Genomic DNA, 12,797 nt, shown 5'->3' with positions numbered 1-12,797 from the left:
ATACGGCGTATAGGAATCATCATTTACATTGCGTTGTAGATGATGATTCCTATGATTCGTATCAAGTTATTTATACTTTTTTAATAATTTAATTGATTAAAATGCTTTACAAATAGAGGATTTTTTATTTGTATATAGAATTAATATATATATGGGGAAGGAGGCGTTGGCTATGAGCCGATATTTTGAAAATGAGTTGATTGAACAAATCAAAGATGCTAATGATATCGTGTCAGTTGTATCCGAGCATGTAGCCTTAAAGAAACGCGGCAAGAACTATTGGGGTTGTTGTCCATTTCATAATGAAAAAACGCCATCCTTTAGTGTAGCCCCTGAAAAGGGTTTTTATTATTGCTTTGGGTGCCATGCATCAGGAAATGCTATTAAATTTCTTATGGAATTAGAGCATTTAACTTTTGTAGAAGCCCTAGAGCGGCTAGCTAATCGAGCTAATATTCCATTGCCAGAGGCGAAACTTTCACCTGAACAAAGAGCTAGAGATGAAAGGCGCAAAAAACTGTATGAAGCTTCTGATTTAGCGTCTACCTTTTTCCATAACTGTCTCACTCAAACGTCTATTGGTAAAGTGGGATTAGATTATTTGAAAAAGCGAGGGCTCACACAAGAGACCATAGAAACATTTAAGCTTGGTTTTGCTCCTGATGGTTGGGATAAGTTATATCGTGCCTTTCATGAGCGTGGCATTGATGATTCCATTCTTTTAGAGTTGAATCTTGTCCGAAAGAACCAAAAGGGTCAATTTTATGATTTCTTCAGAAATAGAATTATGTTCCCCATTATGGATGGTAAAGGGCGAGTAGTTGCTTTTGGTGGACGCGTTATGGATGATAGTACACCAAAATATTTAAACTCTCCAGAGTCATCAATCTTTGAAAAAGGTAAACTCTTATTTGCCTTTGATAAGGCTTATAAATCTATTCGTGAGGAAAAACAAGCTATTCTTGTAGAAGGCTATATGGATGTTATATCCGCTCATAATCATGGTGTTACTAATGTAGTCGCATCATTGGGGACTGCTTATACAAGAGATCATGGGCATATCTTGATGAGGCAGGCTGAAGAAATCGTGTTAGCTTATGATATGGATGGTGCTGGTCGTCAGGCGGCTGCTAGAGCTATTGAATTATTGCAAAATACGGATTTTAAGGTGCGTGTCCTTGCTATGCCAGACGGCAAAGATCCAGATGATTATGTGCGTAATCATGGGGGACAGGCATTTAAGGAGTTAGTTGCTAAAGCTGTTAAGCCTCTAGATTATCTATTAAGTGAGTCTTTAATCAAACATGATACAAATGATACAGAAGGGAAGCAGGCTGTTATGGCAGATGTTTTCCCATATATTGCAAATATAGATAGTCAAACACAGAGAGATGATGCTTTAAAAACATTGGCATTGCCATTATGGCTTGATAATAGTACTATTTTTAGATACTTTAGAGATTATGTGAAAAAAGGACAAATTGAATTAGTGGATACTGCATCAACACCTTTGCCAACACAGGATTTACCAAAGGGAGATGCGGAAAAATTATTATCCTTAGCTTTCACAGATGGCGAAGTATTACAACATATGATGAGCTATTTGCCATTAGAGGACTTTGAAAAAATTGAATATCGAGGTATAATAGAAAAGCTATTCACCTTGTATAAGTCCGAAGGTCGTCTAGATGAAACTGCAATTCAATCTGTTTTATCTTCTCAAGAATACGATATTTACTCTAGGTTGGTCGTCATGAGTGACGATGAATACAAGGTACAAGTGCCTGCATTAATCCGTAAGATAAGGCTCCATTCATTGCGTGAACAGTATAAAGCGCATTCAATTATGGCGGATCAATTAAAACGAGCAGGAGATTCGACGTTTATTAGCGAATTACATAAGTGTCAGGAAATACAGAATTTAATTAGAGAATGGTCTAAGTAAATCATTAATGGTTAAAAAGGAGAGCGCTGTGGCTAAGAAAGTACAAAAAAGTCAAATAGAGGAGATTGTTGAGCAACTTCTTGAAAAAGGCCGTAAGAGCGGTGTGTTGACACAATCCGAGATTTCAGATGCTCTTCATGAGCAGACGGAAATTACTGCGGAACAATTAGATGATATTTATACGACTTTGGGTAAATTGAATGTAGAGATTGTGGCAGATATTGATGCTGATGATACAGATAGTCATACAATTGAAACGGATGAAGATGAAGACGAAGTTTCTAGCGAGAAGAAAATTTCTATCGATTTAAGTGTTGATTCTGGTGTTAATATTGATGACCCTGTACGAATGTACCTAAAAGAGATTGGTCGAGTGCCATTGCTTTCAGCTGATGAAGAAATCGTATTAGCTAAGCAAATCGAAGCTGGTGCACAAGAGGATGCTACATATAAAGATATTCAACTTAGCAAAAAGGCAAAGAAAAAATTGGTAGATGCTAACTTGCGACTAGTTGTAAGTATCGCAAAACGTTATGTAGGTCGCGGTATGTTGTTCTTGGATTTAATCCAAGAAGGTAACTTAGGTCTTATTAAAGCGGTAGATAAATTCGATTATACTAAAGGTTATAAATTTTCTACGTATGCTACATGGTGGATTCGTCAAGCAATTACGCGTGCTATTGCAGACCAAGCTCGTACGATTCGTATTCCTGTACATATGGTAGAAACAATTAATAAATTGATTCGTATTTCTAGACAATTGTTGCAAGACAAGGGTCGTGAGCCATTGCCAGAAGAAATTGCTGAAGGTATGGGAATTACTGTAGAGCGGGTGCGTGAAATTCAAAAAATCGCCCAAGAGCCAGTATCTTTGGAAACTCCGATTGGTGAAGAGGAAGATTCCCATTTAGGGGACTTCATCGAGGACCAAGATGCGATTGCTCCAGACGATGCAGCTAGTTATATTTTATTGCAAGAGCAGATTGAAGATGTATTTACATGCTTGACTGATCGTGAGCAACAAGTATTGATTTTACGTTTTGGGTTGAAGGATGGTAAGCCTCGCACATTGGAAGAAGTTGGTCAACATTTCAATGTAACAAGAGAACGTATTCGTCAGATTGAAGGTAAAGCGCTTACTAAATTGCGCAACCGCGGTAAACGTGATAAAATCAAAGACTTCTTATAAGATTTTGAATCTCTTAAGGGTTGTAATGCAGTGTTGTATAGCACTGTATTACAACCCTTTTGTGTTATAATAAAAAATGGTAATATCTTACAATAAAAAGTAATTTATGATAAGACTTACGTAATAGACAAGCGTTTCATGTAATAGCGATAAGTTTTATGTAATAGATATAAGTTGAAAGCTTATGTAATAGATAGGAGATATAATGTTTACAGTTACTAAACGGTTAGAGGTGAGTGCATCTCATCAATTAAAACTAGATTATCCGAGTAAATGTCAAAATCTTCATGGGCATAATTGGATTATTACAGTTCATGCACGTTCTGAAGAGTTAGATCATAATGGGATGGTCATCGACTTTACGATTATTAAAGAAAAAATTCATGGTCGATTGGACCATCGCCATATCAACGATGTACTAGGCGATATAAATCCTACTGCGGAGAATATGGCAAAATGGATCGCTGATGAATTGGGCCCAAAATGCTTTAAAGTAGAGGTTCAAGAATCTGAAGGGAACACAGCTATTTATGAACGTGATTGAGATTTTTGCCTCTATTGATGGGGAAGGTAGTCGGCAAGGCTTGCTGACTACATTTTTACGCCTTCATGATTGCAATATTCGCTGTTCCTATTGCGACACGACTTATAGCTACGGCATTGATAGTGTTTTCACAGAGATGACTGTAGCTGAGGTGGCTGATGTTATTGAAAGCTTAGGCAATCATCGCATTACTATTACTGGTGGGGAGCCTCTATTACAAGAAGCTGCTGTTGTAGAGTTAATTGATGAATTAAATCGTCGGAAGGCTTTAAAGATACAAGACAGTCCATCAAGTCAAAGTGATTTAACTCGTATTAATGATGTAGATAAAGATGTAGATAAATTTGATAAACGAAAGATACCTAATATTAGCTATTATGATTTCAATATTGAAACAAATGGTACGATTATTCCAAGCTTTCATAGAGATAATGTGTGGTTTACCTACGATTATAAAACGCCGTCCTCTTTAGCCGAAGAGTCTATGAATATAGATATATTCAAGGTGGCTACAGAACGTGATTTGATTAAGTTTGTCGTTGGTTCTCCAGAAGATTTGGATTGTATGCGTCGCATAATTAGTAAATATTCTACAGTGGCTCAAATATATGTATCGCCTGTATGGGGACAGATTGAGGCGGCATCGATTATCGATTATATGAAAACATATAATTTGCAGAATGTACGATTCCAACTGCAAATCCATAAATTTGTCTGGGATCCAGATGCAAAGGGTGTATAGTATTGTTAGGCTGTGTAGTATCAGTATCTTTTCTATGGTATGATATGAGGCCTGATGAAATCTTGATATAAAGGGGTAAATATGGATACAAAAAAAATAGAATCACTTATATATCAGTTGTTAGAAGCATTAGGTGAGGATCCTAATCGGGAGGGTTTGTTAGAAACACCGAAACGGGTGGCTCAAATGATGGAAGAGGTATATGAAGGCATTCAGTATACAAATGCTGAGATTGCAGACATGTATGGTAAGACCTTCGCTGTAGATACAAATCAAATGGTAGTAGTAAAGGATATTACTTGCTTCTCTCATTGTGAACATCATATGGCATTGATGTATGATATGAGTATCAGTATTGGGTACATCCCAAAAGGTCGTGTCATAGGTTTATCTAAGATTCCCCGCATAGCTGAAATGTGCTGCAAGCGTTTACAATTGCAAGAAAAAATTGGTGAAGATATTGCGGAAGTAATTTCCTTAGCGACAGGGTCTGATGATGTTATTGTGCACATTACATCGTCTCACAGCTGCATGAGTGCACGAGGCATTAAATCTACAGATAGCCAAACGACTACACTAACTACTAAAGGCGTATTTAACGAAGATCATATGATTCACTGTTTTATGCTAATGAAATAGTCTTAGCGTTTGAGTTGCCTTGACTAAATGATAGTCTATTCGGTATAATTAATAAGCTAGAAACTAACTGAGGGCCTATAGCTCAGGGGTAGAGCAACCGGCTCATAACCGGTCGGTCCCTGGTTCGAACCCAGGTGGGCCCACCATTATGTTGACATCTACCGTCCTTGAGAACTCAAGGGCGGTTATTTTTATATGTAACTCATTTTGAGGCAACATAATAGATATTATTTCAGAATAGTATTGTATTTAGACATATATAAACGAGAACAAATAAGTAAGAAAATAATCAAGAATTAGTAATTACGAATAAATAATTAGTGATAGTAGAGGAAGTTATGGAACCTAGACCTATGATGGACCGCCTAGAAGCGGTATTCTCAATCGTACCAAAGGCTCATGCCATTGCCGATATCGGTACTGATCATGGCTATTTAGCGGTAGAGCTCATCAACCGTCAACGCGCTGAATATGTCATTGCCGGTGATGTACATAAAGGTCCGTTAGAGTCTGCAAGATCATATGTTGAGTCTTGTGGACTAGCCGATAAAGTAGATTGTCGTTTAGGCGATGGTCTTAAAGTGATAGAAACGGGCGAGTTGAACGGCGCCATTTGTTGTGGTATGGGTGGATTTTTAATGCGGGATATTGTAGATGCAGGCCCAGAACCATTAGAGTTCTATGTACTCCAACCACAGAATGGACAAAAAGAATTACGTCAATATATGGTTCAAAAGGGATATGTTATCGTTTTAGAAATCATCGTAGAAGATGCTGGTAAGCTCTATACAGCATTTTTAGCCGTGCGCAATGACTGCGTGGAAGCTTATACAGGTATGACTGAATATGTAGATGTTTATCAATCGTTACCGGAAGACTCCTTGTTGTGGTCTATAGGGGCTTTATTGGAACAAGATAGACCACCACTTTGGATGAAATATATAGAGTATTTAATATATCAACGACAATGTGCATTAGATGATATGACAGAGAAATTAAATCATACTGATAAATATCAGGATTTAGAGCAGGAAGTTAATTTTCTTCGTAATCTTTTAGAGAATAAATAGAAAGAAGTGAGTTGTATGATAACGGTTCAACAAGTTATTACCTTGATGGAGCAATTAGCACCGCATTCGTATGCAGAGTCTTGGGATAATGTAGGTTTAATGGTGGGCGATCGGAATGTAGTTGTTACAGGTGTAGTGACTACGTTAGACGTAACAGAAGAAACCGTAGAATATGCTATTGAACAAAATTGTAATTTAATTGTTAGCCACCACCCATTAATCTTTAAAGGGTTGAAACAGATATCATGTGATACTGCTCAAGGGCGTACGATTAATAAGCTGATTCAACATAAGATTGCTGTATATAGTGCTCATACAAATCTTGATATCGCTCCAGGCGGTCTCAATGATATGTTGGCGAAGCAATTGGGACTTATTGATATTAAGGGCTTCATTAAAACTGGTGAAGAGGCGCTTTATAAGGTGACCACCTTTGTACCTGAAAGCTCGGCTGATGCGGTTCGTTTGGCGATGGGCGATGCAGGGGCAGGCCGAATTGGCAATTACGAGCATTGTAGTTTCAGTATCCATGGGGAAGGACGCTTTGTTGGTAATGAAGATTCTCATCCTGTCATTGGGGCAGCTGGCGCTTTGACAGTGGTTCCTGAGGTACAAGTGAATGCTATCGTTGATGGTACGCATTTAAGCAAAGTCGTAGCGGCTATGAAAGCTGCTCATCCATATGAAGAAGTTGCTTATGAGGTTTTGAATATAGTCGAGCCTACTAGTTCAACTCAATATCTAGGACGGGTAGGTCGCTTGCCTAATGCATTAAACTTAGATTCTTTCCGTGAGTGGGTACAAGAAGCGTTGCCTGATGCTAACATTCGTTTTGCTGGTATTGTGCCGAAAGCGATTCAATCCATTGCTCTATGCTCTGGTGCAGGTGCAGAATTTATTAAGGATGCTGCCCGGTTACATGTAGATGCCTATATTACAGGTGATGTGAAGTATCATGAGGCGCAAATGGCTAAGGAATTAGGCTTACTCGTAGTTGATGCGGGGCATTTTGGAACTGAGTCTATAGTGGCACATGGTTTACGTGACTATTTAATCTCTGCAGGGCTTACTGTTCCTGTGAAAGCTTTCACAGAACAAAATGATTTCTTCTTTGTGTAATGATGCATTTTCTTGCAACAAATTGTTAGCTATGATAAACTGAATTGAAGCAAGTATGAAAGACGGTTGCGAGTCTATAAGACTCGAGGAAAGTCCGAGCTCCATAGGGCAGGATGCCAGATAACGTCTGGCGAGGGTAACCTTAGGGAAAGTGCCATAGAAAAGGAAACCGCCACGTAAGTGGTAAGGGTGGAAAGGTGAGGTAAGAGCTCACCAGCAGTCTGGTAACAGGCTGGCTAGGTAAACCCCATCCGGAGCAAGACCGAATAGGGAAGGGTTAAGGGTGGTCCCGCCTACCTTCCGGGTTGTGTCGCTCGAGCGTGCAGGCGACTGTACGCCTAGAAAGATAATCGTCACCGCGCAAGCGGAACAGAACTCGGCTTATTGATTGCTTGCTTCTATATTTAACATATAATTGATAGTATATAAGATTGTAGATCTTTGTTAGGAGAACTTCATGGCAATTACAGCAATTACTAGTGTACAAGAATTTGATGAGAAAGTGCTTGGCGCTAAAGGTTTAGCTATTGTTGATTTTTGGGCTGGTTGGTGCGAACCTTGCACCGTTATGCGTCCAGAAATTGAAGACGTAGCAGAGCGTTTAAAAGGTCAAGTAGAATTCTTTAGTGTTAATGCAGAAGATAAAAATCTTCGCGGTATTTTGTTAAAAGAAGATGTTGATGGTATTCCATCCTTAGTATTCTTCCGAGATGGTAAAATGCTTGATTCCCTTGTGGGTTATAAAAAAGCAGATATGCTTGAGTCTCTAATAAAGGAAGTTATCTAATTAATTAATAACTAGGAATTCGTAGAAAATAAATAACATGAGGCTGTATATAAGAAAAGTTAATTTCTTATATACAGCTTTTTTGTTAAATTTTATAGTTTTCATAAATGTTAAGTGATATAATAAAATAGTGAAAATATGATTGTCATCATGCTGGTTGAACTTCGTCAAACTGATAGAGTGAGCTCATAAAAATGATTTCTGTCATAAACGTTGTAGTTTATTAAGTAATATAATTATATTGCGCAAAGTTGTTGTAAGGAGGCTATATTCCATGAAGAATCGTATAAATAGTTTGTGGACACTCTTCCAAGAACGCCGTTTGAGTCGACGCACATTTATGAAATCCTGTGTAGCACTCACTGCTATTTTAGGTCTACCTCCAACGATGTTAGACACCGTTGTTAAGGCTGCCGAAACAACTGAATTACCTACGGTGATTTGGTTGCATGGTCATGAATGTACTGGTTGTAGTGAATCTTTTATCCGTTCATCCTCTCCCTTTACTTCTGATGTTATTTTGAACATGATTTCTCTTGAATATGATGATACTTTGGCGGCAGCGTCTGGTGCACCATTAGAGGAACATTTAGAAAAAATCATCAAAGAAAAAGCCGGTAAATATATCTTGGCTGTTGAAGGTGGCGTACCACTTGATGAAGATGGTGTTTATTGCACAGTAGGTGGACGTACATTTAAAGAATCCTTATTAGAAGCAGCTAAAGGAGCTGCAGCAATCATAGAATATGGTTCTTGTGCTTCTTGGGGCGGTATACAGGCGGCAAAACCAAATCCAACAAATACAGTTTCTGTATCTTCCGTTGTATCTGGTAAGCCAATTATCAAGGTTCCTGGCTGCCCTCCAATTCCAGAGGTTATGACTGGTGTAATCATGCACTATGCATTATTTGGTCAAATCCCACCTCTTGATGCGCAAGGTCGTCCAAAACAATTTTATGGCAATCGTATTCACGACACATGCTATCGTCGTGCCTTCTTTGATTCTGGACTCTTCGTTGAAAAGTTTGACGATGATGCATCTAAATCTGGTTGGTGCTTGTACAAGGTAGGTTGTCGTGGACCTCAAACATATAACTCTTGCGGTAATCTACGTTGGTGGAATGGTTTGTCCTATCCAATTCAATCCGGTCACGGCTGTATTGGTTGCTCTGAAAAGGGCTTCTGGGATAATGATGTGTTCTACAAACGATTACCAGATATTCCATTGGCTAATACTATCACAACTGCTGATACAATCGGTACAGTAGCTGCCGTTGGTGCCACTGCAGCGGTTATCGTTCATGGTGCAGCAACTCTTACGCGTAATAAAATTCTTGATATGAAAGAAGAAAAACGCTTAAAAGAACAAGGCTTATGGGATGAAAAGAAACATAATAATGGAGGAGGTCACTAATGAAACGCGTAGTAGTAGATCCGATTTCCCGTATTGAAGGTCATTTACGGGTTGAAATAAAAGTTGATGAAGCGAGTGGTAAAGTAGAGGACGCATTGTCTTCTGGTACTGCTTGGCGCGGTATCGAACTTGTTGCTAAAGATCGCGATCCTCGTGACCTTTGGGCGTTCGTACAACGGATTTGTGGTGTATGTACTACAACACATGCGTTGGCAGCATTACGTGCGGTAGAGGATGCAATTGGAATTACAATTCCTAAAAATGCAAACTATATACGTAATATCATGCATAGTAGTCTAGATGTGCATGATCATATCGTGCATTTCTATCACTTACATGCGCTTGATTGGATTAGTCCGGTAGCAGCTCTTAGTGCAGATCCTGCTAAAACCGCTCAATTACAAAATGATGTATTAGCAACTTATAATGTGAGCGGTTTAGCACCTGCGGAAACGGCATCAAAAGACTCTGCCTATCCTAAAGAGTTTCCTAAGGCTACTACAGCATACTTTACGGCTGTACAACAAAAGGTTAAGAAAATAGTTGAATCAGGCCAATTGGGGATTTTCTCCGCTCAATGGTGGGATCATCCTGATTATAACTTGTTACCGCCAGAAGTTCATTTGATGGCCGTATCTCATTATTTGAACATTCTTGATCGTCAACGGGATATTGTAATTCCTCATGTTGTATTTGGTGGCAAAAACCCTCATCCTCATTACATTGTAGGTGGCATGCCATGCTCTATTTCTATGAATGATATGAATGCCCCTATTAATACGCAACGCCTTGCTGCTGTAGAGCAATCTATTGCATTGACTAAAGACTTAGTTGATAATTTCTACGTGCCAGATCTATTAGCTATCGGTAAAATATATGTAGAAAAAGGTATGATCGATGGTGGTGGCCTTGCGAAGAAACGCGTTATGTCCTATGGCGATTATCCTGATGATACGTACACCGGTATTTCTAATGGTGAGTATCATAAGAAATGTATTGTTCGTTCCAATGGTGTTGTTGAGAACTTTGCATTAGGTGTAGATAAAGCAACATTCATCCCATTAGAAGGTAAGGATTTCATGGATCCTCAATATCTTAGTGAAGAGGTTGATCATTCCTGGTTTACATATCCAGATGGAACAAAAACACTTCATCCTATTGAAGGTGTTACTGATCCTAAATTTACAGGTCCTAAATCTGGTACAAAAGAAAAATGGGAATTCCTTGATGAAGATAAAAAATATTCTTGGATTAAATCTCCAACTTTCAAAGGGAAAACTGCAGAGGTTGGTCCATTAGCAAAATATATTGTTGTGTATACAAAGGTAAAACAAGGCATAATCAAAGACCCAACTTGGGCTGAATCTATGATTGTTCGTCAAATTGATACAGTATCACAAGTATTGGGTGTACCAGCTCATGTATGGATGACTACTATGGTGGGACGTACGGCATGTCGTGGCCTTGATGCACAAGTAGCGGCAAATATTAGCCAATACTTCTTTAACAAACTTGTATCTAATATTAAAAATGGTGATACTACAGTAGCGGATATGACTAAGTTTGAACCAAATACATGGGATAAAGATGCTAAAGGTGTTGGTCTTGTAGATGCGCCTCGTGGTGGTTTGGGGCACTGGATACATATTAAAGATGGACGCTCTGCAAACTATCAATGTATCGTACCATCTACATGGAATGCATGCCCTAAAACTGCAGCTAATGAACATGGTGCCTATGAAGATTCCATGATTGATACACATGTAAAAATTGCGGATAAACCACTTGAAATTTTGAAGGTAATTCACTCCTTTGATCCATGCCTGGCATGTGCAACCCATTTATACAATAAAAAAGGCGAAAAAATTGTTTCCGTCAATACAGATGCATTGTGTAAATAAAGGGTGGTGGACTTATGTTAATACATACTGACAAAAAGGCGTATGTCGTATTTAGTCTATGGCTGCGCATATTCCACTGGACTATGGTGCTAAGCGTAACTGCATTATTTTGGACAGGTCTATATATCGGTGATCCCGGATTTGCAGCTATCACAGGTAATCCAGAGCCAACTTTTGCTATTGATGGCTGGTTCTCTATGGAAACTATGCGTCGTATCCATTTCACTGCAGGGGTTATCTTAACATTCTCCTTTATTTTCCGATTTGCAGGAGCTCTTTGGAATCGAGGAGATAGATTATTACCTAAATTCCGCCAAAAACGGTATTGGTACGGTCTTAAAGAAACAACATTGCACTATTTAATGATTCCTCAAAAACATGAACATCATTGGCTTCGTAATTCCTTAGCTAGAACTGCGTATATGATGGTATACATTATGTTCTTCTTTGAAATTTTAACGGGTTTCGCAATGTATTCGATGGTTAACCCTAATGGTATTCTAGGAACTTTATTTGCACCAGTGGTTACATTATTTGGTGGTGAATACAAGGTCCATGTTATCCATCACTACATTGCGTGGGGATTCTTGTTCTTTACTATTGTTCACGTGTATATGGCATTCCGAGAAGATGTTATGGAGGAGTCGGGCGAAGTATCGGCTATGGTTTCCGGTATGAAATATTACGCTCATGATCCAATTGATATTGAAGACCTCAATGGTAAACGTCGTCGTGGGGAACGTATTGATAAACCATCTGGTACTACATATCGTCCAAGTGATCCTAATGATCCTAGAGAAAGAGAATTACAAGAAAATGACTAAAACAAGTACTGATATTATTAGTGGCTTGGAACAATACGCGGACTCAAAGGGTCCGCGTATTGATTTAAACAGCCTTTATGATGATGGAGACAATGAAATTATCCTACTTGGAGTCGGCAATATTTTGCTTACCGATGAGGGATTAGGTGTTCATGTAGTAAAAGAATTGAAAGAATCTTTCACATTTACGCCTGCGATTTCCATTATTGACGGTGGCACTATGGGAATGGAATTACTTACGTATATGCGTGGTATGAAGAAAATCCTTCTTGTAGACGCTATTAATGGCGGAGATGCTCCAGGAACTATATATGAATTTCCTCATAAGGAATTAGAACAATATTTTACGGAACATATTTCTGTACATGAAGTAGGAATGCAAGATATTTTACGTATCCGTGCTATTCAAGAGGATCCATTAGAAGATGCAGTGGTTATCGGTGTAGAGCCGGAATCATTGGAAATTGGTTTTGAACCTAGCGAGCCGGTACAATGCGCCTTGCCTGAGGTTAAGAAGCGTGTTTTGAATGTACTACGAGAATGGGGCGTAGTAGCTGAGCCTAAAGCACAAAGTGAAAATTTCATATAGTATATAGATAGCTTATAGAATGTAAAGATAGTCT

General features: G+C 38.7%; 12 protein-coding genes, 1 tRNA gene and 1 other RNA gene. All 14 read left to right on the top strand.

The annotated features are described in order from the left end of the window. Nucleotides 1–172 precede the first annotated feature (172 nt). The gene (dnaG, locus tag VPHSUH08_RS02520) at nt 173–1,945 is read left to right on the top strand and encodes a DNA primase (RefSeq protein WP_004696399.1); all 1,773 of its coding nucleotides are present in this window, start codon (nt 173–175) and stop codon (nt 1,943–1,945) included. 28 nt (nt 1,946–1,973) lie between these two features. Next, the gene (rpoD, locus tag VPHSUH08_RS02515) at nt 1,974–3,134 is read left to right on the top strand and encodes an RNA polymerase sigma factor RpoD (protein ID WP_004696398.1); all 1,161 of its coding nucleotides are present in this window, start codon (nt 1,974–1,976) and stop codon (nt 3,132–3,134) included. Between the two features lie 205 nt (nt 3,135–3,339). Then, nucleotides 3,340–3,678, top strand: a complete 339-nt coding sequence (gene queD, locus VPHSUH08_RS02510) for a 6-carboxytetrahydropterin synthase QueD (RefSeq protein WP_004696395.1) — start codon at nt 3,340–3,342, stop codon at nt 3,676–3,678. Beyond that, on the top strand, nt 3,665–4,420 hold the full coding sequence (locus tag VPHSUH08_RS02505) for a radical SAM protein (protein ID WP_004696392.1): 756 nt from the start codon (nt 3,665–3,667) through the stop codon (nt 4,418–4,420). Before queD ends, VPHSUH08_RS02505 begins: the two co-directional genes overlap by 14 nt. Nucleotides 4,421–4,501: 81 nt before the next feature. Next, a complete protein-coding gene (folE, locus tag VPHSUH08_RS02500) occupies nt 4,502–5,059 on the top strand; it encodes a GTP cyclohydrolase I FolE (protein ID WP_105086647.1) in 558 nt (185 codons plus the stop codon). Nucleotides 5,060–5,130: 71 nt separating this feature from the next. After that, nucleotides 5,131–5,205, top strand: a tRNA-Ile gene (locus VPHSUH08_RS02495). 192 nt (nt 5,206–5,397) lie between these two features. Continuing rightward, a complete protein-coding gene (locus VPHSUH08_RS02490; protein ID WP_105086646.1) occupies nt 5,398–6,129 on the top strand; it encodes a class I SAM-dependent methyltransferase in 732 nt (243 codons plus the stop codon). Nucleotides 6,130–6,144: 15 nt separating this feature from the next. Further along, on the top strand, nt 6,145–7,248 hold the full coding sequence (locus VPHSUH08_RS02485) for a Nif3-like dinuclear metal center hexameric protein (RefSeq protein ID WP_105086645.1): 1,104 nt from the start codon (nt 6,145–6,147) through the stop codon (nt 7,246–7,248). A gap of 49 nt (nt 7,249–7,297) precedes the next feature. After that, nucleotides 7,298–7,648, top strand: an RNA gene (gene rnpB, locus VPHSUH08_RS02480) — RNase P RNA component class A. A 57-nt stretch (nt 7,649–7,705) separates the two neighbouring features. Next, nucleotides 7,706–8,035, top strand: coding sequence for a co-chaperone YbbN (locus tag VPHSUH08_RS02475; protein ID WP_004698670.1), 330 nt, complete (start codon nt 7,706–7,708; stop codon nt 8,033–8,035). Nucleotides 8,036–8,309: 274 nt separating this feature from the next. Next, a complete protein-coding gene (locus tag VPHSUH08_RS02470; protein WP_105086644.1) occupies nt 8,310–9,449 on the top strand; it encodes a hydrogenase small subunit in 1,140 nt (379 codons plus the stop codon). Beyond that, a complete protein-coding gene (locus VPHSUH08_RS02465) occupies nt 9,449–11,350 on the top strand; it encodes a nickel-dependent hydrogenase large subunit (RefSeq protein WP_105086643.1) in 1,902 nt (633 codons plus the stop codon). The genes VPHSUH08_RS02470 and VPHSUH08_RS02465 overlap by 1 nt, the downstream gene beginning before the upstream one ends. 14 nt (nt 11,351–11,364) lie before the next feature. Then, nucleotides 11,365–12,174 carry a Ni/Fe-hydrogenase, b-type cytochrome subunit gene (gene cybH, locus VPHSUH08_RS02460; protein WP_105086642.1) on the top strand — a complete coding sequence of 270 codons (810 nt, stop codon included), beginning with the start codon at nt 11,365–11,367 and terminating at the stop codon, nt 12,172–12,174. Beyond that, entirely contained in the window at nt 12,167–12,763 is a 597-nt protein-coding gene (locus tag VPHSUH08_RS02455; RefSeq protein WP_038125459.1) for a HyaD/HybD family hydrogenase maturation endopeptidase, read from the top strand. Before cybH ends, VPHSUH08_RS02455 begins: the two co-directional genes overlap by 8 nt. The last annotated feature ends 34 nt before the right edge of the window (nt 12,764–12,797 follow it).

Source organism: Veillonella sp. S13054-11 (assembly GCF_002959795.1).
GTDB classification, from domain to species: domain Bacteria; phylum Bacillota; class Negativicutes; order Veillonellales; family Veillonellaceae; genus Veillonella; species Veillonella parvula_E.
Note: the sequence above shows the minus strand (reverse complement) of the source record. Positions and strands in the feature narration are given on the sequence as shown.

Coding starts and splice junctions, on each gene's coding strand:
- dnaG (WP_004696399.1), top strand. CDS start 173: ATGAGCCGATATTTTGAAAATGAGTTGATTGAACAAATCAAAGATGCT.
- queD (WP_004696395.1), top strand. CDS start 3,340: ATGTTTACAGTTACTAAACGGTTAGAGGTGAGTGCATCTCATCAATTA.
- VPHSUH08_RS02505 (WP_004696392.1), top strand. CDS start 3,665: ATGAACGTGATTGAGATTTTTGCCTCTATTGATGGGGAAGGTAGTCGG.
- folE (WP_105086647.1), top strand. CDS start 4,502: ATGGATACAAAAAAAATAGAATCACTTATATATCAGTTGTTAGAAGCA.
- VPHSUH08_RS02490 (WP_105086646.1), top strand. CDS start 5,398: ATGGAACCTAGACCTATGATGGACCGCCTAGAAGCGGTATTCTCAATC.
- VPHSUH08_RS02485 (WP_105086645.1), top strand. CDS start 6,145: ATGATAACGGTTCAACAAGTTATTACCTTGATGGAGCAATTAGCACCG.
- VPHSUH08_RS02475 (WP_004698670.1), top strand. CDS start 7,706: ATGGCAATTACAGCAATTACTAGTGTACAAGAATTTGATGAGAAAGTG.
- VPHSUH08_RS02470 (WP_105086644.1), top strand. CDS start 8,310: ATGAAGAATCGTATAAATAGTTTGTGGACACTCTTCCAAGAACGCCGT.
- VPHSUH08_RS02465 (WP_105086643.1), top strand. CDS start 9,449: ATGAAACGCGTAGTAGTAGATCCGATTTCCCGTATTGAAGGTCATTTA.
- cybH (WP_105086642.1), top strand. CDS start 11,365: ATGTTAATACATACTGACAAAAAGGCGTATGTCGTATTTAGTCTATGG.
- VPHSUH08_RS02455 (WP_038125459.1), top strand. CDS start 12,167: ATGACTAAAACAAGTACTGATATTATTAGTGGCTTGGAACAATACGCG.